Source organism: Mesorhizobium huakuii (assembly GCF_014189455.1).
Taxonomy (GTDB): Bacteria; Pseudomonadota; Alphaproteobacteria; order Rhizobiales; family Rhizobiaceae; genus Mesorhizobium; species Mesorhizobium huakuii_A.
Genome location: NZ_CP050296.1, coordinates 2,438,714 through 2,457,340, shown reverse-complemented (window position 1 = coordinate 2,457,340; position 18,627 = coordinate 2,438,714). Strand labels below are relative to the sequence as shown.

The window sequence follows — 18,627 nt, the reverse complement described above, 5'->3', positions numbered from 1 at the left end:
AAGGTTCCGGCAGTTTGATTCGGGGAGGCAAGACAAGGCCTCCAGATTCGGCGCCAGTGGCGCGCCAGGGTTGATGAATTCGCGCATGTCGCCGAAGGGGGTCGCCTTCGGAACCATGCGCTCCGGGGACAGCGCTTGGCTGATATCGGCAAGGACATCGAACGCCCGCTTGGACAGACCGTCCAGGCGCCGCGCGCCGCCGGCAAGGTCAGTGCGGGCGTGATCGTGTCGACAATTGTCGTGCTGGCGGTGGTTGGCGTGTCCGCCGCGATCGCGCTCCGGGAAAAGCCGTTTCGCAAGCCGCAAGAGGTCGCCGTTTCGACGCCGAAGGTGACGGCGGCGGCCGAGCCCGCTGCCGCGCCATCCGCTTTGGCCCCGGTCGCGGCACCAAAGGTTGAAACGCCAACCAAGACCGGTGGTCCGCAGATCATCCATGTGCAGAAGGAGGAGGGCGATGGTCCGCCGCAGGCGGCTATCGTCATTCGCGATCCGTCGAGCATTGGGCAGAACCTGAAGATTGCGCATCTTCCCGACAAGGCGCTGATCGAAACCAGCGACGCCGGACCCTTGCCGATACGCTCCGCCGATGGCAGGCGGCCGTTCGATGTCTATGCACGGCCGTGGTCCGGCGCGCGCGGTGCGCGGGTGGCAATCGTCATCGGTGGACTTGCCGTGTCGCAGACCGGCACCCAGGCGGCCATCGCCAAGCTGCCGGCGGAAGTGACGCTGGCTTTCGCGCCGCAAGGCAACAGCATCGGCCGCTGGATGCAGGCCGCCCGGCAGAGCGGCCATGAGATCGTCATGCAGGTGCCGCTCGAACCGTTCGACTATCCCAACGTCAACCCCGGCCGCAACACGCTGACGGTGGCGGCGAGCGCCGAAGAAAACCTGAAAAACCTGCACTGGGCGCTGTCGCGGACGACGAACTATACCGGTGTCATGAACTATATGGGCGCACGCTTTTCCGCCGACACGGCGGCGATGGAGCCGTTCATGGCCGAACTCGGCAAACGGGGTCTCGCCTATATCGACGATGGCTCGTCGGCGCGCAGCCTGGCGCCCGACCTGGCGCTGAAGGACGGCGTGCCCTTCGTCGCCGGCGACATGGCGATCGACGCGGTGCAGGATCGCGGTGCCATCCTGAAGAAACTGGACAGTCTCGAAGCCACCGCGCGGGCCAAGGGCTCTGCCGTCGGCATCGGCTCGGCCTTCGACCTGACGGTCGACACGGTCTCATCCTGGATTGCCGAGGCCAAGAAACGCGGCATCGAGATCGTGCCGATTTCGGCGGTGGCCATCGATCCGCAAAGGGTTAGCCATCGGAAGATGGCTGGAGAGACTGACTGATGCCGAAGACGAAAATCGTCGACCGTGAAACGCTGCCCTACCGTCCCTGTGTCGGGCTGATGATCCTCAATGGCGATGGCCTGGTCTGGGTCGGGCATCGCATTGCCGAGCCCGACAGCGAATTCGCGGGCACGACGCAGCTCTGGCAGATGCCGCAAGGCGGCATCGACAAGGGCGAGGAGCCGCTGCAGGCGGCCGAGCGGGAGCTCTACGAGGAGACCGGCATGCGCAGCGTCTCGCTGCTCGCCGAGGCGCCGGACTGGATCAATTATGATCTGCCGGACCACCTCGTCGGCATTGCCTTCAAGGGGCGCTATCGCGGCCAGACGCAGAAATGGTTCGCCTTCCGCTTCCATGGCGATGTGAGCGAGATCCAGATCAATCCGCCGCCGGGCGGCCACACCGCCGAATTCGACAAATGGTCGTGGCGGCCGATGCGGGATCTGCCCGACCTGATCGTGCCGTTCAAGCGCAAGGTCTATGAAGACGTGGTGGCGGCGTTCAGCCATCTGGCGCGCTAGTCCGCAAAACGTTGGCCAAGGTTGCCGCGCCCGTGCGGTGGTCGTATTGATGGCCGATGCAATGAGGGTCGCCAATGAACGACGCCGTCAACCCGACTGCAGCGAAAACCGTCACCGATTGGCCGGTCAGCGAAGCGGCGGCTGGCGCGATCCTGACCATCGATCTCGGCGCGATCCGTGAAAATTACAGGCGGCTGAAGGCACGGCTGGGTGGCGTGCGCTGCGCTGGCGTGGTCAAGGCCGACGGCTACGGCCTCGGTGCCGCCCAAGTGGCATCGGCACTCATCAAGGATGGTTGCGATATCTTCTTCGTCGCGCTGCTGGCCGAAGGCGTCAAGCTGCGCAAGGCGATCGGGGGCGGGCCCGACATTTACGTGCTGAACGGGCTGCCGCCGGGTTCCGAACCGGAAGCGGTGGCAGCCGGCCTCTGCGCGGTCGTCAACAGTGTCGGACAGTTGAAAGCCTGGAGTGCTGCGGCACGCGCTGCCGGCCGAAAGCTGCCGGCGGCGGTTCAGGTCGACAGCGGCATGTCGCGGCTCGGTATGGCGCCGTCCGAAGTCGAGGCACTGGCCGGAGATGCCGATGCTTTCGAAGGCATCGACATCCGGTATGTGATGAGCCATCTGGCCTGCGCCGACGAGCCGCGCCATTCGGCCAATGAACAACAGCGGCAGGCCTTCGAGCGGCTGCGCGCCATGCTGCCCGAGGCGCCCGCCTCGCTTGCCAACTCTTCCGGCATTTTTCTCGGGCAGCCCTACCATTACCACCTCGCCCGGCCGGGAGCGGCGCTCTACGGCATCAATCCCACGCCTGGCGAGCCCAATCCGATGCTGCCTGTCGTGCGGCTGCGGGCCAAGGTGGCGCAGACGCGCCGCGTCGAAAAAGGCACCGGCGTCGGCTACGGCCATACCTATCACGCGGAAGGCCCGCTGAGCCTGGCGACGATCTCGTTCGGCTATGCGGATGGCTGGCTGCGTCGCTCCACTTCGGCGGCGTGGTTCGAAGGGGTGCGCCTGCCTTTCCTCGGCCGTGTGTCGATGGATTCGATCATTCTCGACGTCTCCGCCTTGCTGCCCGGCAAACTGCGCGAGGGCGATCTGGTCGAGCTGCTCGGTCCTTCGCAGAGCGTCGACGATGCCGCCGGCCATGCCGGCACCATCGGCTATGAAATCCTGGCCAGCCTCGGCCCGCGCTTTCATAGGCATTACGTCAATGGATAGCCCTTTGGGCTAGCCTCTTGGCGGGCGCGGCAAAATCCGGCAGACAGGGAATGGCATGCCCGGTGTCCGTGGCGGCGTGGAGCGTGATGCGATGAAGATCATGGTGCTGGGCGGTGGCGTCATCGGGGTGACCACGGCCTATTATCTTGCCGGGGCTGGTCACGAGGTGACGGTGCTCGACCGCCAGAAAGGCCCGGCGCTGGAAACCAGCTTCGCCAATGCCGGCGAGATTTCGCCCGGCTATGCCTCGCCCTGGGCCGGGCCCGGCATTCCGCTGAAGGCGATCAAATGGCTGTTGATGAAGCATGGGCCATTGGTGGTGCGGCCGGCCTTCGACCCGCATATGTGGACCTGGCTGGTCAAGATGCTGCGCAACTGCACGGCCGAGCGCTATGCGATCAACAAGTCGCGCATGGTGCCGCTCGCCGAATACAGCCGCGACACGCTGAAGGCGCTGCGCGAAGCAACCGGCATCACTTATGACGAGCGCACCCAGGGCACGCTGCAGCTGTTTCGCACGCAAAAGCAGCTCGACGGCACCGGCGGCGATGTCGAGGTGCTGAAGAAATATGGCGTGCCCTACGAGATCCTCGACCAGGACGGCTGCATCGCGGCGGAGCCGGCGCTGGCCGGTGTGCGCGAGAAGTTCGTCGGGGGGCTGCGGCTGCCGCATGACGAGACCGGCGACTGCAAGATGTTCACCGAGAAACTGGCCGAACTCTGCGTCGCGCGCGGCGTCACGTTCGAATACGACACGACGATCTGGCGCGTTATCCGCAGCCGCAACCGCATCGCCAATCTCAGCACCAGCAAGGGGTTCAAGGCTTCAGAAGCCTATGTGATGGCGCTGGGCAGCTACTCGGCCGGCTTCATGCGCCGGATGAAACGGTCGATCCCGGTCTATCCGGTCAAGGGCTATTCGATCACCGTGCCGATCAAGGATGCCGCCCTGGCGCCGGTGTCGACCGTGATGGATGAGACCTATAAGGTGGCGATCACCCGGCTGGGCGACCGCATCCGCGTCGGCGGCACGGCCGAGATTTCCGGCTTCGACCTCAGGCTGCACGAATCGCGGCGCCGCACGCTCGAACATTCGGTCGGCGATCTCTTTGCGGGCGCCGGCGCCATGCGCGAGGCGACCTTCTGGTGCGGACTTCGGCCGATGACGCCGGATGGCCCGCCGCTGATCGGCCGCACCGAGCTTTCCAATCTCTTCCTCAACACCGGCCATGGCACGCTCGGCTGGACCATGGCCTGCGGCTCGGCCAAGGTGCTGGCCGACATCATGTCGAACAAGGTGCCCGACATCGATGCCCGTGCGCTGGCGCAGGAACGTTACCTGAAATAGGGGGCGATGGGGGTCAGAACGCCTGCCTGACCCAAGCCTCGTCAAAGAGCAGCCGGTAGGCCCAGGGGATCGTCACCTTGGTGGCGACCGGGTTCGAGTGGGCGAGGTAGTCGTCATAGATCGGCTTCATCCTGACGTAGAAGGCGGGATCGAGCACCGTCATGCCGTTCTCTGAATCGTGGAAGAAGCTGCGGTTGTTGAGATTGACCGAGGAGATGGCGACCAGCCTTTCGTCGATCATCATGATCTTGGAATGCAGCACCACGTCGGGCGCCTTGAACTCGCGGATGTTGATGCGGTCGCCATACTTCTCGACGAACAGCTTGTTGAGCGCGGTGAGGAACCTGCCGCCAATATCGCCCTTGAGATCGATGCGGCCGACAATGTCGATCTTGACGCCACGGGCAAGTGCCCGGTCAACGGCCTGGGCGAGGCTCGGCGTCAGATTGAGGTAGGGGTTGACGATCTGGATGTGGTGTTGGGCGGCATCGACCAGCTCGACGAAATAGGCCTCCAGCGCATGGTCGTCCTCATAGGGCACCGAAATGAAATGCCGGGCGTTGCCTCGGGGGCGGCCATCGCCGCGAACCGGGATGGAGAAGGGGCGCGCCAGATTGGTGTCGGCGTCGCGCAACCATATCGTCGACAGATGCGCGGCAAGCGTCTCGACCGTCGCCTTGTCGGCGAACTCGATGTCGAAGTCGCTCCAGTTCGAATAGTAGTTCAGCGAAAGCCCGTCGGTCTTGCCGTATTGCTGCAGGTCCGGATAACGCGACAGGTCGATCGGGCTGTGGAACAGGAATCCGTCATGGATGTTGCGGCCGCCGATGATGACGCGCGAGCGCGCGGGGACCTCAGCCAGCGTCGCCAGCATCTTGATATGATGGGTCTTGTGCAGTTGTGAGATCTGCTCGTCGATCGGCGCGCCATGATCGGCGCGCCAGCGGTATTCCTGCAGTTCGACATTGGGGAACTCGGCCGCCAGCCGGTGCAGCATGGCGTCGTCCTTCTCGCGCTCCAGCACGTCGGTGACCATGATGCGCACCTTGGTGCCAAGGGCGGCATGATGACGGATCAGCCGTTCCATGATGCAGCCGGAAAAGTCGGCCTTGAATTCGAGCGAGGACAGATAGATCAGCTTCAGCCTTGGCGCCCTGGAGAAATCGAGCGGCAGCTCCGGATCGCCCTTGTCTATTGCCGCATCCGACAGCGGCGCGCCCATCAGCGCCTCGACCTTGGCGTTGAAGCCGTCGCGCGACTTGCGCAGCAGCTTGGGCTGGCCGATCGGCAGGGCGCAGGTCTGCGACAGCCAGCGGCTGGCATAGAAGGCGCGCTCGAGCGCGTCGAGGCCGGCGCTGTCGGGGACCGGGCAACGCTCATAGCGGCTGTCGATGCTGGCGAGTGTCGGATCGGCGGTCTCTTCGCGCCGGATGGTGAGCGGCGCGCCGGCCGGCGCAAGGCTGGAGCGGATTCTTACCGTGCAGCGGTTCAGGCTGTCGCTTGGAAACAGGCTGACCGTGTCGTCTTCGCCGGACAGGCGAAAGCGAAACGCCGCGCCGGCGGCGATGGTGCGCGAGGCGCCGGCGGCGCGGATCGCCAGAGGACCGTCGCAGGTGCCCTCGATGTCGGCAGGCTGCTTGCCCGCTTGGCGCAGGACGATCTCGGTGCTGCGTGCCTGTAGGCCGGAGAAATCGAAAGTCTTGGGAGCCAAGGGCCGCGCTGCCGCGTCGATGTAAAGCGTCTGTCGCGACACCCGCCAGCGGCCGTCGAAATAGCCCTCGCCGCTGCCGCCACTGGCCGGCGGCAGATGCGCCTTGGCGACTGGTCCGGCCAGTTGCAGCAGCGTCGAATAGGTTGCCTGGAAGTCATTGTTCTGCACGTCGCGCCGGTTGCGCCCGAACGGGCCGGTGCCGTTGGCGCGGTCCATGGCGTCGAGCTGATTGTGGGCAAGCAGCGCCAGGAAGCGTCTTTCGTAGTCGCTGCTGCCGGCATCGCCGAAAAACTGCGACGCCGCGACCCGCGGCCCGGGCGTGCCTGCCGACAGAGAGGGCCGCGCGCAGGCCTCCTGTCCCGGCAGGAGATCGCAGGTATTACGGCCTGTGCCGGTACAACCGGCAAGGGCGGCCAGCCCGATGAGGGCAAGGATGATGGAGGCGCGTCGGTTCACCCGGCGGCTCCGGCCTTCATGGCGCTCAACTGTGCCGGGTCGCGCGGCGGCATGAAGCCCTGTGGAAATACCTTGCAGACGGGAATGGCGAATGTAGCGATCAGCAATTCCGCCTCGTCGCGCATCTTGCGGGGCGCCGTCTTGTCGTCGCGGATGGCCCTGGCCGAGGCGACGAGGGCACCGTCGCAGTCGCAATGATTGTGGCGGGCGATGTAACAGGCGTCATGGGTCTGGCAGACCGCGTCAAGCCGGTCGACCGGTCGGGCCGACAGATCGCCGGTGCGAGTGCCCGGACCGCAATAATTGCCAATGACGAAAGGCGAGGGGCGCGCCATGGCGTAGCGGATCGGCTTAGGCAATTCGGCTTCCGGCACTTTCGTCCACGGGTTGGCGCAAGCCGAGACGAAAAGCAGCGGCAGGATGGCAAGAACGGCTCGCATGTTTATCCGCGCCAGCTATGCAAAAAATGTCCCACCCGTCGCAGCCAGCCCCTACGTGATCGGCGACATCGCGCTTGCTTCCACCCTCGCTGATTTTGTGGCAAGGAAAAGGCGGCACGATCACAGCATGCATGTGCTATCATCTGCCTCGATATGCATCGGCCCGCAAGAGCTGTCCGATGTAGGTTTTAGGCGAGGTGGCGGCGGCGATGCATACTCTATTTCCGGCAATGGTCGGCGGAATTCTGCTCAATGTCTTAATGCTTCCTGAAAAGACCGTACATGACGCCGACAACGGCTTTTCGCTGACCTTTCCGGGGAACTTTCCGATTGAACGGCCTTCCAGCGGGGCAACGCAGCTGCAGATAGGAGGCGGTGAGCTGATCTGTCAGGTATCAACCTCCGTCTCCAACACATCTGCACCAATAAGGCTCTCCGACCCGAAAAAATTCATTGAAAAGGACTGGTCTGCTGAGGACTGGAGGCAGGTGATCGGTCCGACCTACAGCAACGCCGAATTCAGCAATGAACGACTTGAGCAACGGTCGTCCGGCTATGCTGTTCGCTTAGCCGATATAGCCTTTACACTTGGCGACAAGAAACTCGGCCTGCACGGCCATTCCAGGATCGCCTTATCCATACGCGGCTCACGCTTTGGCTATGTCAACTGCATGTTGATGGGAAGCGCGGACGAAGTGCTGGCGAGGTGGATAGGGGTCGCCGGCCCGATCGAGAGAATTGTACGTTCCTTTGCTCTCGATCCAGCCTGAATTCACAAGAACAAGCCCCGTTCCCGCTCCACCGCCTTGGTGATGAAGCCGGCGACGATCTGGATGCGGCGCAGCGGCCTGACCGATTCGTGATAGACCAGCCAGTAGGCGCGGCGGATGGGTGCCACCACATCGACGGCGACCAGTTCCGGCATCGAGCGGGCGACGAAGGTGTGCAGGATGCCGATGCCGGCGCCCGAGCGCACCGCTTCGGCCTGGCCAAGTGCCGAGGAAATGGCGAAGCTGGTGCGCCAGTCGGCGCTGAATTCAGAGGCATAGTCGAGCGAAGGGCTGACGATCAGGTCAGGCACATAGCCGATCAGGGTGTGCTGGCCGAGTTCGGCGGCGGTTTTGGGCAGACCATTGGCATCGGCGTAGGCGCGCGAGGCAAACAGGCCGAGCGAATAGTCGACCAGCTTTCCCGCCACCAGCCGGCCTTCGGTCGGCCGCTCGACGGTGATGGCGATGTCGGCCTCGCGCCGGGACAGCGAGAAGGAACGCGGCACCGGCACGAGCTGGATCGTCAGCTCGCGATGCAGCGCGGTCAGTTCGCCGAGGCGCCTGGCCAGGAAGGCGACGCCAAACCCGTCCGGCGCGCCGATGCGCACGGTGCCGGAGATATCGTCACCTTCGCCCGATATGGTCGAGCGCGCGGCGATCATGTCACCCTCCATGCGCTCGGCAATGTCGAGGAAGCGCTCGCCGGCGGGCGTCAACTCGCTGCCGGTGGTCAGCCGGCGAAAGAGTTTCGTGCGCAGCGCGTCCTCGAGTGCGGCGATGCGGCGCGAGACGGTGGCATGGTTGAGCTCCAGCCGCCTGGCGGCGCCAAGGATCTGGCCGGCGCGCGCCACGGCGAGAAAGATGCGGACGTCATCCCAGTTCATCTTACCCTCCCCCTTGTGGGGAGGGTCGATCCGCGTAGCGGAGCGGGGTGGGGGTGACGCTGGCGCCAGACCCCCACCCCGTCGAACGATCTCCGCTTCGCTCCGACCGCTCGCCGACCCTCCCCACAAGGGGGAGGGTGAAGGCTGGGTCCGGCAGGACAGGCGTGACGAAGCTCAACGTTGAGCGTTCCTGGGATGGCATTTGCGACAATTAATGCACAGTCGATGGCTGTTGTCTATTCTGCGCACAACGGTTGCGTTCTCCCTCGCGTTGCCTTCGCCACCACAAAGGCGGAGAATGCACCCATCACAAACAAGGGAGAGATATCATGATCGAATACGGTCATTTCATCGGCGGCAAGCGTGTCGCCGGCACCAGCGGCCGCAGGCAGGACGTCATGCAGCCGATGGATGGTTCCGTGCGCGGCACGGTGGCGCTGGCCTCGCAGGCCGAACTGCGCGCGGCGGTCGAGAACGCCAAGGCGGCGCAGCCGAAATGGGCCGCCACCAACCCGCAGCGCCGCGTGCGCGTGCTGATGAAATTCCTCGAACTGGTCGCCCGTGACTATGACGAACTCGCCGACATACTGGCGCGCGAGCACGGCAAGACCATCGCCGACGCCAAGGGCGACATCCAGCGCGGCCTCGAAGTGGTCGAAGTCTGCATCGGTGCGCCGCATATGATGAAGGGCGAGTTCACCGATGGTGCCGGCCCCGGCATCGACGTCTATTCGATGCGCCAGCCGCTCGGCGTCGTCGCCGGCATCACCCCGTTCAACTTCCCGGCAATGATCCCGCTGTGGAAGATCGCGCCGGCAATCGCCTGTGGCAATGCCTTCATCCTGAAGCCGTCGGAACGTGACCCGGGCGTGCCGATCCGCATCGCCGAGCTGTTCCTCGAGGCTGGCCTGCCGGCAGGCATCCTCAACGTCGTCAATGGCGACAAGGAAGTCGTAGACGCCATCCTCGACGATCCCGACATCAAGGCCGTCGGCTTTGTCGGCTCGACGCCGATCGCCCACTACATCTATTCGCGCGGCACGGCCGCCGGCAAGCGCGTGCAGTGCTTCGGCGGCGCCAAGAACCACATGATCATCATGCCCGACGCCGACATGGACCAGACCGTCGACGCGCTGATCGGCGCCGGCTACGGCTCGGCTGGCGAGCGCTGCATGGCTATCTCGGTGGCTGTACCGGTCGGCAACGACACCGCCAACCGGCTGATGGAAAAGCTGGTGCCGCGCGTCGAGAGCCTCAAGGTCGGTCCGTCAACGGATTCGGGCGCCGATTTCGGCCCGCTGGTGACGGCGCAGGCACTGGAGCGCGTGAAGGGCTATGTCGACACCGGCGTCAAGGAAGGCGCCACGCTCGTCGTCGACGGCCGCGGCTTCAAGATGCAGGGCTATGAGGACGGCTACTATATGGGCGGCTGCCTGTTCGACAATGTGACGGCAGACATGCGCATCTACAAGGAAGAGATCTTTGGGCCGGTGCTTTCGGTGGTGCGCGCACCGACCTATGAGAGCGCGATCAAGCTCGCCAACGACCACGAGATGGGCAATGGCGTCGCCATCTTCACCCGCGACGGCGACGCCGCGCGTGACTTCGCAAGCCGTGTCCAGGTCGGCATGGTCGGCGTCAACGTGCCGATCCCGGTGCCGATCGCCTATTACACGTTCGGCGGCTGGAAGGCGTCGTCCTTCGGCGACCTCAACCAGCACGGTCCGGACGCCTTCCGCTTCTATACCAAGACCAAGACGGTGACCTCGCGCTGGCCGTCCGGCATCAAGGACGGTGCCGAATTCGTCATCCCGACGATGAACTGATTGGAAACGTTCCACGATAAGAGAGAGGCGGGTCATCCCGCCTCTTTTCGTTTTTGTCGGTCGCTTGCCTCCGTCAGACCGTCGGTATCGTGCCGCCATCGACGACGTATTCGGCGCCGTGGATCGATGCCGCACGGTCCGAGACAAGGAATGCCACGAGTTCGGCAACCTCTTGCGGCCATGCCGGCCGGCCGATCGGGATGCCGCCCAGCGCATCCATGATGCCCTGACGGGCGGTTTCCTCGTCTGAACCCGAGTGGGATGCCAGTCGCTTCACCATGGCTTCCGAAGCGGTGGTGTGGATCCAGCCCGGCGCCACTGAGTTGACGCGGACGCCTTTCGGTCCGAGCTCCTTCGACAGCGCCTTGCTGTAGGTCGAAAGGGCTGCCTTGGCCGCCGCGTAGGCGATGGTGGATTCGTGCAGCGGCAGGCGGCGCTGGATCGACGATATGTGGACGATCGCGCCTGCGCCTTGCTCGATCATATGCGGGACAAGCAGGCGATCGAGCCGCACCGCCGCCAGCAGATTGAGGCTGAGCTCGTCCTGCCAGAGTTGATCGGTCAGTCCGGCAAACCCGCCACCCGGGCTCTTCGACCCGCCGACGCTGTGCACGATGATGTCGATGCCACCAAGCTGTGCCATGATGGCCGCGGCAACTGTTTCGGTACCCGCCAAAGTACTCACATCGGCCTGCACGAACAGCTTCGGCTGGTATGCTTCGGTCGCTGAGCGGGCGGTCGTGAGAACAATCGCGCCTGCCGCGGAAAGCCTGCGCACGATGGCTTCGCCGGCACCCTTGGTACCGCCGGTGACCAGAACGCGCTTGCCGGCGAATTCTCGGTCGTCGATTGCAAATTTCTGAACGATGGTCATGCGCCAATCTCCAGCCGGGCGATCCGGTTGTCGGCCAGCGTGAAGACGTAGTGGAGCGTCGCAGGGCTGCCTGGGAAATTCCCCGACACGATGCCGGCAACCCGCCATGCGTCGCCATTGGCGGTCGCCTCGGCTACCTCGACGGTCACCCGGTATTTGCGTGTCGTCTCGGCCATCCAGCCGCGGATGGCGGCCGATCCGTGATAGGTTTTGCCTTCGTCCTTGACCGTGGCGTCCGACGCGAAAGGAATGAGCATGGCGTCGATGTCATGCCTGTTCTTGGCGGCGAAATAATCGGCCAGCGGCTGCGGAAGGGTTGCGGTCATGGTGTCGTCTCCGGTGCGGGTTGCCGCCTCCAGCCGAGGCTGGCGGCGCTTGTCCGGCTTCTAAAATGAGATATGCTGGGAAAATGACAAGAACCGACGAAAAAGTAAGGTACTTACCTGAAGGTAAGGCTCGGCCCGAAAGTAAGCCCGAGACGCTGACGCCATTGTCGGCGGCAAGCGGCGTCGAGAATGTGCTGCGTATCCTCGAAGGCCGCTGGAAGCTGGTGATCCTGTTTCACCTGTTCGGCGGCAAGGTGCTGCGCTTTTCCGACCTCGAACGGGCGATCCCGGCGATCTCGCAGAAAATGCTGATCCAGCAGTTGCGACAGATGGAGGCCGACGGGATCGTTCGCCGTATCGTGCACCACCAGGTGCCGCCGAAGGTCGAATACTGCCTGACCGATTGGGGCCAGGCACTGTGCCCGGCTCTCGATGCCTTGCTGAAATGGGCGGCACTTCGCGAACCCGCGGAAGCTTGACGCGGGTCGTCGTCCTGCAACGCGCCGCGCGCTCCGAAATGCCGCTTGTTTTCGGATCGGGGCCTCACCATATCGATTCCAGGGAATGATAAAGTTCCCCTGACGACAGACCGGAAACCAGAAGGAGTGACGTGATGAAGACGTCGAACCCGGCCTGGAGCGTTTCGGTATATTGAGGCTGCCTCATGTGCCTCCCTTTGCCGGAACGCGAAGGCGAAGGAGGTGCCAGATGGCACACAAATTTTCGTTTCGATGGATCAGGATAGCCGCGACCGGCATCGCGCTGGCGCTGTCGACGCTATCGGCACAGGCGCAATTCATCTGCGGCGGCCACAGTGACCTCGTCGCGGCATTGGCAAAGGCTTTGCAACAAAAACAGATCGGCTACGGTGTGGTTGGCCAGGCCGCCATTGTCGAGGTCTATGTTTCGGCAAGTGGGACTTGGTCGATGCTGGTGACTGACGTGCAGGGCCGGAGCTGCATTTTCGCGACCGGTGACGGGTGGGAGAATACCGCCGTCACCGCGGCGCAAGGGATTTGATCGCCGGTCAGCGCGTCGCGGCGACCTCGGCATGGCCGCGCAGCAGTGCCATCAGCCGCTTGGCGTCCTTGGCGGCTGCCTCCTCGTCGCCGTCGAGGATCGAGCGGATCAGCGCGACGTGATGCTCGGCTGACTCGGCCAGGCCCGTATCCGCCTTGTAGCGGAACCAGAATCGGCGGCTGTGGGTCTGCAAGGGGGCGGCCAGCCGGGCGGCGAACGGGTTGTCGGCGGCCAGCGCCAGGGCCTCGTCGAGCGCCTTGTCGGCCTGGATGAAGGCAAGCACATTGCCCGAGATGACCGCCTTCTGCATGGCAAGGGCCGCCTCGTGAAACAGGTCGGCGGCCTCGCGGGTGACGAAGCGGGCGGCCGAACGGGCCAGCACCACTTCGACGCCGCGCCGGGCGTCGAGCACGCGCAGCCAGTCGCCCGGATGCAGCGGCGCGATCGCGATGCCAGCGCGTGGCCGGACATCCAGCAGCCCTTCCCAGGCCAGCCGCTGGATCGCCTCGCGCACCGGCGTGCGGCCGAGCGCCAGCTTTTCGATGAGGGCGCCTTCGGTGACGAAGCTCGCCGGCACCAGTTCCAGCGTGACGATCATATGCTCGAGCACGCGATAAGCCTTGGCCGCTGCCGGCTCGGACGTCATGGTTGCTTCTATGGATATCAAAGGCGATCTCCTGATATATTTTAGATATATCATAACAGATTCCGCATTGACAGTGGGTTTCTTAACAGATATACGACTGATATATCAGATGGAGACACGATTATGTGGACTGGAGTTTTCCCCGCCGTCACGACCAAATTCACCGCCGACGATCGGCTCGACCATGCCGAGATGGAGCGCTGCTTCAGCCTGCAGATGGAGGCCGGTTGCGACGGCATCATCGTCTGCGGCTCGCTCGGCGAAGGGCCGATGCTGTCGCCTGACGAGAAGATCGAGGTGCTGAAGACCGCTCAGAAAGTCGCCGGCAAGAAGCCGGTGCTGCTGACGATCAACGAGGCGGGCACCCGCGAGGCGGCCAGCATCGCCAGGCGCGCCGCCAAGGAAGGCGCCAATGGCCTGATGGTGGTGCCGAGCCCGATCTACCACACCAATGCGGAAGAAACGGTCGCGGCGCTGCGCGCAGTCGCCGAGGCCGGCGACCTGCCGGTCATGATCTACTCCAACCGGCTCGCCTATCGCGTCGACGTCACCGTCGACCAGATGGAGGAGCTGGCGTCGGACAAGCGCTTCGTCGCCATCAAGGAATCCTCCGACGACATCAGGCGCTCGACCGAGATCATCAACCGCCTGGGCAGCCGCTACGACCTGTTCACCGGTGTCGACAACCTAGCCTTCGAGGCGCTGTCGGTCGGCGCCATCGGCTGGGTGGCCGGCCTGGTCACCGCCTTCCCGCGCGAGACCGTCGCCATCTTCCAGCTGATGAGAGAGGGCCGCCGCGAAGAGGCGCTGGCTATCTACCGCTGGTTCCGACCGTTGCTCGACCTCGATGTCTCGACCTATCTGGTCCAAAATATCAAGCTTGCCGAAGTGCTGGCGATTGGTACCAATGACCGCGTGCGCATGCCGCGCCAGCCGCTGTCGGGCGAGCGCCGCAAGGCGGTGGAGAAGATCATAGGGGATGCGCTGGCGGTGCGGCCGAAGCTGCCGTCACTGCAGACGTCTCCTCGATCGGCGGACAAACTGGTGGCAGCCGAATAAGGGACAGCACCAACGTGCCAGGAAATTCCAACTCCCCGGAACGGGAGCGACGCTCCGCCACTGGGGCACCTTCTCCTCGTTCGCGGGGGAAGGCGAGGACATCGCCATCATCGGCGGCGGCATCATCGGCATCTGCGCGGCGGCCTTCCTTGCCGAGGCAGGGCGGAACGTTACGGTTTTCGACCGCACCGGTATCTGCGAGGAGACGAGCTCCGGCAATGCGGCGGCCTTCGCCTTCTCGGATGTGCTGCCGCTGGCGCATAAGGGCATGATCAAGAACCTGCCGAAATGGCTGGCCGATCCTCTCGGCCCGCTCAGCATTCCGCCCGCCTACCTGCCGAAGCTGCTGCCCTGGCTGATCCGCTTCTGGCGTGCCGGCGCGGCGGCGAAATACGAGACCAGCCTCGCCGCCCAGGCCGGCATGATGAAGCTCGCCGAAGCGGAGTGGATGGGCCTGCTCGATCGCTCGGGCACAAGGCCGATGCTGCGCGAGGATGGTTCTCTCGAACTCTACGAAAGCGAGGCCGAGTTCCGCGCCGCCCTGCCGGGCTGGGCGGCGCGCGAGCGTTTCGGCATCGGCTTTCGCCACGTCGAGGGCGAGAGCCTGGCGGGCTTGCAGCCGGGACTTTCTCCGCGCTTCATCAAGGGCACCTTCGTGCCGGGCTGGAAGACGGTCGCCGATCCAAAGCTGCTCGGCAAGGCGGTGTGGGCTTACGCTGAGGCCAAGGGCGCCCGCTTTGAAATGGCCAGGATCGACCGGGTCGCGGCGGACCAGGATGGCGCGACGCTGACGCTGGCCGACGGCACGACCAGGCAGGCGAGTCACCTCGTCATCGCCGCCGGTGCATGGTCGCACCTTTTGGCGCGGCAGCTTGGCGACCGCATTCCGCTGGAGACCGAGCGCGGCTACAACACGACCTTGCCCAAGAGCGCGTTCGACGTGAAGCGGCAGCTGATCTTCTCCGGCCATGGCTTCGTCATCACGCCGCTGGAGACGGGCCTGCGCGTTGGCGGTGCCGTCGAACTCGGCGGCATAGAGCGGCCGCCCAATTTTGCCCGCTCGAAGGCGCTACTGCAGAAGGCGCGGCAATTCCTGCCGGGGCTCGATCCTTCGGGCGGTCGCGAATGGATGGGCTACCGGCCCTCGCTGCCGGATTCGGTGCCTGTCATCGGCAGGGCGTCGGGAAGCCTGCCGGTGATCTATGCTTTCGGTCATGGCCATCTCGGCCTGACCCAGGCCGCGGCGACCGGACGGTTGATCCGGGAAATCGTCCTGGGGCAGGTTGCGTCTGTTGATCTCGCCCCCTTCAGTCCACAACGGTTTTGAATTTTTTGAGGAACGACATGGCCAAGAAATCCTTCTTCTGCATCGACGGCCACACATGCGGCAATCCGGTGCGGCTGGTCGCCGGCGGCGGCCCGCTGCTTGAGGGCTCGACGATGATGGAAAGGCGCGCGCATTTCCTCGCCGAATATGACTGGATCCGCACCGGCCTGATGTTCGAGCCGCGCGGCCATGACGTGATGTCGGGTTCGATCCTCTACCCGCCGACGCGCGAGGATTGCGACATCGCCATCCTGTTCATCGAAACCTCGGGCTGCCTGCCGATGTGCGGCCACGGCACTATCGGCACGGTGACGATGGCCATCGAGCACGGGCTGATCAAGCCGAAGACGCCAGGTGTGCTGAGGCTCGACACGCCGGCCGGCCTGGTCATCGCCGAGTACAAACAGGTCGGCGACTATGTCGAGGAGGTGCGCATCACCAACGTGCCGTCCTTCCTCTATGCAGAAGGTCTGACGGTCGAATGCCCCGGGCTCGGCCAGATCACCGTCGATGTCGCCTATGGCGGCAATTTCTACGCCATCGTCGAGCCGCAGAAGAACTATCGCGACATGGCTGACCATTCCGCCGGAGATTTCATCGCCTGGAGCCCGGTGGTGCGGCAGCGGCTCAACGAGAAATATTCCTTCGTGCATCCGGAAAATCCCGGCATCAACAAGCTGTCGCACATGCTGTGGACCGGCAAGCCGACGGTGGAAGGAGCCGACGCCCGCAATGCCGTCTTCTACGGCGACAAGGCCATCGACCGCTCACCGTGCGGCACCGGCACCTCGGCGCGCATGGCTCAGCTTCACGCCAAGGGCAAGCTCAAGGCCGGCGACGCCTTCGTGCATGAATCGATCATCGGTTCGCTGTTCAAGGGCAAGGTCGAAAAAGAGGTCACGGTGGCTGACAAACCGGCGATCATCCCCTCGATCGGCGGCTGGGCGCGCATGACCGGACTGAACACGATCTTCATCGACGACCGCGATCCGTTCGCGCATGGTTTCGTGGTCAAGTGATCCTGGCAGGCTGCTGATCATCAGCATCGACCGAGACCGCCCGGCGAAACCAGTCGGCGAAGGTGCGCGCGGCTGATGAGGCATCCACCGACATCGTCAGAAAATAGCTCTTGTCGCGGTTGGTCGAGACATCGGACAGAACCACCAGGTCGCCGCGCTTCAGTTCGTCACGAAAGACGTCGACCGGACAAAGCGCGACGCCGTGGCCGGCAATGACCGCCGTTGCGAGAATGTTGAAGTCGGCGAAGACGGGGCCGTTGCCGACATCGACATCGGGAAGGCCGGCCTCGGAGAACCATTCGCGCCAGCCCTGGCGGTTCTCGTCATGCAAAAGGTCCGCGGCAGCGATACCCGAAGCTGTTCGCAGCTGCTGCCTGCCAGCGAGGTAATGCGGACTGCACACCGGTCGGTTGAGGCGTGAAAACAGCTTGAGGCTGGTGACGCCAGGCGTCGGATCGGCTCCGAGCGTGATCAGCACATCGTTCTCGTCATCTCCGAGCCTGTCCTCGGCCTTGGCATAAGCGACCCGCATGCCGATGTCGGGATGGCTGGCGGTAAAGTCCGGCAGGCGGGGCACCAACCAGCGGCTGGCGATAGACGGTATGCAACCTACGGACAGTGTCGCCGACCCCGCATTGCGGCGGATGCGCCGGCATGTGGCGCCGAGTTCGGCAAGGGCGCCGCTCGCCGACGCCTGCAGGATCACGCCGGCATCCGTCAGCCGTACCTTGCGCGCGTCCCGATGGAACAGAGGCACGCCCAGCCACGCCTCCAGCCGCCTTATCTGGTGGCTGATGGCCGGATGCGTGACGTGAAGCTCTTCGGCGGCCGCCGAAAAGCTCAAGCGGCGGGCGGCGGCCTCGAAAGCGCGGATGGCATTCAGCGGGATATAGTCCATCTGTAAAATTTACTAACACATCGGGTGAGAAGCAATCATTTGAATATCCATGCACATTGCGGCACTCCTGCATCCATTCAACGGCCTGTTGGCATTCCTGGTCCGGGCCACGATCTGCAGGGAAAGAAAGCATGTTCACCAGACAATTGGCTGATGTAGAAAAATCTGACTTCTTCGTGGATTGGGGCAATGGCACCAGCCACCGCCTGCTGACGCAGCGGGACGGCATGGGCTTCACCGTCTGCCACACGGTCGTGCGCGCCGGCAGCGAATCGCGACTGCAGTATCGGCGGCATTTCGAGGCCTGCTACTGCATCGCCGGCGCTGGTGAGGTCGAAGACATGTCCGGTGCGGTGCATCGTATCGAGCCTGGCACGATCTATGTGCTCGACGAACATGACGACCACTATCTGCGTGCCGACGCCTCCGGCGACATGATCCTGGTGAGTGTCTTCAATCCTCCCCTTCAGGGCACGGAACGGCATGCGCTGAGCGAGGACGGGGGATCGGCGTACTGATCCGGAGAGGGCAATTTTCCTTGATCGGCGGCCAGGCAGGCACAGTCGCTTGAATGCGATGCGCGCCGACGACCGCGATCCATTCGAGCATGGCTTTGAGGTCGGTCAGGAGGAATCCTGACCTTGGGGAAAGGAGTGTGGCGAAAAAACGAACCGCGTCAGGAACGCAACGATTCTTCTTATCACCTAATTTTGACGGCGATTTCTTCGAAACGCGGCGCATGATACGGCCGAATCGTCAAAGACATTGCGTTATGCCAATGATAGGGTCCGCGATAGTCCAGGGGTCGGGTGCAAAAAACGGGCGGTCGAAACGACGTGAATCGGAAACACGCGGGGCGGTCAAAAAAATCACGTTGCAATCCGGGCTCGAAACTTTACGACTAGGGGAAATACGAAAAGGAATGCGTCTGCATG

Annotated in this window: 18 protein-coding genes and 1 pseudogene; 12 read left to right on the top strand and 7 right to left on the bottom strand. The window is 64.0% G+C overall.

The window, feature by feature from the left end; all coding sequences use genetic code 11:
• The first annotated feature begins 135 nt into the window (after window positions 1–135).
• From HB778_RS12100 to HB778_RS12085, 4 genes are all read left to right on the top strand, one after another.
• A complete protein-coding gene (locus HB778_RS12100) occupies window positions 136–1,347 on the top strand; it encodes a divergent polysaccharide deacetylase family protein (protein WP_183464080.1) in 1,212 nt (403 codons plus the stop codon).
• Window positions 1,347–1,868, top strand: coding sequence for an RNA pyrophosphohydrolase (locus HB778_RS12095; RefSeq protein WP_183464078.1), 522 nt, complete (start codon window positions 1,347–1,349; stop codon window positions 1,866–1,868). Before HB778_RS12100 ends, HB778_RS12095 begins: the two co-directional genes overlap by 1 nt.
• Window positions 1,869–1,942: 74 nt before the next feature.
• Entirely contained in the window at window positions 1,943–3,088 is a 1,146-nt protein-coding gene (gene alr / locus HB778_RS12090; protein ID WP_183464076.1) for an alanine racemase, read from the top strand.
• Between the two features lie 91 nt (window positions 3,089–3,179).
• Complete coding sequence (locus tag HB778_RS12085) at window positions 3,180–4,436, top strand: D-amino acid dehydrogenase (protein WP_183465064.1); 1,257 nt, start codon at window positions 3,180–3,182, stop codon at window positions 4,434–4,436.
• Between the two features lie 13 nt (window positions 4,437–4,449).
• On the opposite strand, the gene HB778_RS12080 is transcribed toward HB778_RS12085, so the two are convergent.
• Both HB778_RS12080 and HB778_RS12075 read right to left on the bottom strand, forming a co-directional pair.
• The gene (locus tag HB778_RS12080) at window positions 4,450–6,603 is read right to left on the bottom strand and encodes a phospholipase D-like domain-containing protein (protein WP_183464074.1); all 2,154 of its coding nucleotides are present in this window, start codon (window positions 6,601–6,603) and stop codon (window positions 4,450–4,452) included.
• Complete coding sequence (locus HB778_RS12075) at window positions 6,600–7,043, bottom strand: hypothetical protein (RefSeq protein WP_183464072.1); 444 nt, start codon at window positions 7,041–7,043, stop codon at window positions 6,600–6,602. The genes HB778_RS12080 and HB778_RS12075 overlap by 4 nt, the downstream gene beginning before the upstream one ends.
• A 209-nt stretch (window positions 7,044–7,252) precedes the next feature.
• On the opposite strand from HB778_RS12075, the gene HB778_RS12070 reads away from it, so the two are divergent.
• On the top strand, window positions 7,253–7,813 hold the full coding sequence (locus HB778_RS12070) for a hypothetical protein (protein WP_183464070.1): 561 nt from the start codon (window positions 7,253–7,255) through the stop codon (window positions 7,811–7,813).
• Between the two features lie 2 nt (window positions 7,814–7,815).
• Here HB778_RS12070 and HB778_RS12065 read toward each other — a convergent pair whose 3' ends face one another.
• Entirely contained in the window at window positions 7,816–8,697 is an 882-nt protein-coding gene (locus HB778_RS12065; protein WP_183464067.1) for a LysR family transcriptional regulator, read from the bottom strand.
• A 329-nt stretch (window positions 8,698–9,026) separates the two neighbouring features.
• On the opposite strand from HB778_RS12065, the gene HB778_RS12060 reads away from it, so the two are divergent.
• A complete protein-coding gene (locus HB778_RS12060) occupies window positions 9,027–10,523 on the top strand; it encodes a CoA-acylating methylmalonate-semialdehyde dehydrogenase (protein ID WP_183464065.1) in 1,497 nt (498 codons plus the stop codon).
• Between the two features lie 73 nt (window positions 10,524–10,596).
• Here the strand turns inward: HB778_RS12060 and HB778_RS12055 are convergent, their stop codons facing one another.
• Both HB778_RS12055 and HB778_RS12050 read right to left on the bottom strand, forming a co-directional pair.
• Window positions 10,597–11,397, bottom strand: coding sequence for an SDR family oxidoreductase (locus HB778_RS12055; protein ID WP_183464062.1), 801 nt, complete (start codon window positions 11,395–11,397; stop codon window positions 10,597–10,599).
• On the bottom strand, window positions 11,394–11,723 hold the full coding sequence (locus HB778_RS12050; RefSeq protein WP_183464059.1) for a nuclear transport factor 2 family protein: 330 nt from the start codon (window positions 11,721–11,723) through the stop codon (window positions 11,394–11,396). Before HB778_RS12050 ends, HB778_RS12055 begins: the two co-directional genes overlap by 4 nt.
• Before the next feature lie 155 nt (window positions 11,724–11,878).
• On the opposite strand from HB778_RS12050, the gene HB778_RS12045 reads away from it, so the two are divergent.
• Together HB778_RS12045 and HB778_RS12040 are read left to right on the top strand one after the other, a co-directional pair.
• Window positions 11,879–12,202, top strand: coding sequence for a winged helix-turn-helix transcriptional regulator (locus tag HB778_RS12045; protein WP_179298008.1), 324 nt, complete (start codon window positions 11,879–11,881; stop codon window positions 12,200–12,202).
• Window positions 12,203–12,431: 229 nt separating this feature from the next.
• On the top strand, window positions 12,432–12,743 hold the full coding sequence (locus tag HB778_RS12040) for a hypothetical protein (RefSeq protein ID WP_183464057.1): 312 nt from the start codon (window positions 12,432–12,434) through the stop codon (window positions 12,741–12,743).
• A gap of 7 nt (window positions 12,744–12,750) precedes the next feature.
• Here the strand turns inward: HB778_RS12040 and HB778_RS12035 are convergent, their stop codons facing one another.
• Window positions 12,751–13,443: a GntR family transcriptional regulator gene (locus HB778_RS12035; RefSeq protein ID WP_183464055.1), complete on the bottom strand. Its 693-nt coding sequence runs from the start codon at window positions 13,441–13,443 to the stop codon at window positions 12,751–12,753.
• A 69-nt stretch (window positions 13,444–13,512) separates the two neighbouring features.
• On the opposite strand from HB778_RS12035, the gene HB778_RS12030 reads away from it, so the two are divergent.
• The 3 genes and pseudogenes from HB778_RS12030 (at window position 13,513) to HB778_RS12020 (ending at window position 16,794) form a co-directional block, all read left to right on the top strand.
• Window positions 13,513–14,448, top strand: a complete 936-nt coding sequence (locus HB778_RS12030; RefSeq protein ID WP_183464052.1) for a dihydrodipicolinate synthase family protein — start codon at window positions 13,513–13,515, stop codon at window positions 14,446–14,448.
• 14 nt (window positions 14,449–14,462) lie between these two features.
• Window positions 14,463–15,775 (top strand): annotated as a pseudogene (locus HB778_RS12025) (NAD(P)/FAD-dependent oxidoreductase).
• A 17-nt stretch (window positions 15,776–15,792) separates the two neighbouring features.
• A complete protein-coding gene (locus HB778_RS12020; RefSeq protein ID WP_183464049.1) occupies window positions 15,793–16,794 on the top strand; it encodes a 4-hydroxyproline epimerase in 1,002 nt (333 codons plus the stop codon).
• Here the strand turns inward: HB778_RS12020 and HB778_RS12015 are convergent.
• Window positions 16,787–17,692, bottom strand: a complete 906-nt coding sequence (locus tag HB778_RS12015; RefSeq protein WP_183464047.1) for a LysR substrate-binding domain-containing protein — start codon at window positions 17,690–17,692, stop codon at window positions 16,787–16,789. The two genes, HB778_RS12020 and HB778_RS12015, sit on opposite strands and share 8 nt — an antisense overlap.
• Window positions 17,693–17,823: 131 nt before the next feature.
• On the opposite strand from HB778_RS12015, the gene HB778_RS12010 reads away from it, so the two are divergent.
• Window positions 17,824–18,210 (top strand): ectoine synthase, encoded by a 387-nt coding sequence (locus tag HB778_RS12010; protein WP_095201092.1) that lies wholly within the window; start codon window positions 17,824–17,826, stop codon window positions 18,208–18,210.
• The last annotated feature ends 417 nt before the right edge of the window (window positions 18,211–18,627 follow it).

Coding starts and splice junctions, on each gene's coding strand:
- HB778_RS12095 (WP_183464078.1), top strand. CDS start 1,347: ATGCCGAAGACGAAAATCGTCGACCGTGAAACGCTGCCCTACCGTCCC.
- alr (WP_183464076.1), top strand. CDS start 1,943: ATGAACGACGCCGTCAACCCGACTGCAGCGAAAACCGTCACCGATTGG.
- HB778_RS12085 (WP_183465064.1), top strand. CDS start 3,180: ATGAAGATCATGGTGCTGGGCGGTGGCGTCATCGGGGTGACCACGGCC.
- HB778_RS12075 (WP_183464072.1), bottom strand. CDS start 7,043: ATGCGAGCCGTTCTTGCCATCCTGCCGCTGCTTTTCGTCTCGGCTTGC.
- HB778_RS12070 (WP_183464070.1), top strand. CDS start 7,253: ATGCATACTCTATTTCCGGCAATGGTCGGCGGAATTCTGCTCAATGTC.
- HB778_RS12065 (WP_183464067.1), bottom strand. CDS start 8,697: ATGAACTGGGATGACGTCCGCATCTTTCTCGCCGTGGCGCGCGCCGGC.
- HB778_RS12060 (WP_183464065.1), top strand. CDS start 9,027: ATGATCGAATACGGTCATTTCATCGGCGGCAAGCGTGTCGCCGGCACC.
- HB778_RS12055 (WP_183464062.1), bottom strand. CDS start 11,397: ATGACCATCGTTCAGAAATTTGCAATCGACGACCGAGAATTCGCCGGC.
- HB778_RS12050 (WP_183464059.1), bottom strand. CDS start 11,723: ATGACCGCAACCCTTCCGCAGCCGCTGGCCGATTATTTCGCCGCCAAG.
- HB778_RS12040 (WP_183464057.1), top strand. CDS start 12,432: ATGGCACACAAATTTTCGTTTCGATGGATCAGGATAGCCGCGACCGGC.
- HB778_RS12035 (WP_183464055.1), bottom strand. CDS start 13,443: ATGATATATCTAAAATATATCAGGAGATCGCCTTTGATATCCATAGAA.
- HB778_RS12030 (WP_183464052.1), top strand. CDS start 13,513: ATGTGGACTGGAGTTTTCCCCGCCGTCACGACCAAATTCACCGCCGAC.
- HB778_RS12020 (WP_183464049.1), top strand. CDS start 15,793: ATGGCCAAGAAATCCTTCTTCTGCATCGACGGCCACACATGCGGCAAT.
- HB778_RS12015 (WP_183464047.1), bottom strand. CDS start 17,692: ATGGACTATATCCCGCTGAATGCCATCCGCGCTTTCGAGGCCGCCGCC.
- HB778_RS12010 (WP_095201092.1), top strand. CDS start 17,824: ATGTTCACCAGACAATTGGCTGATGTAGAAAAATCTGACTTCTTCGTG.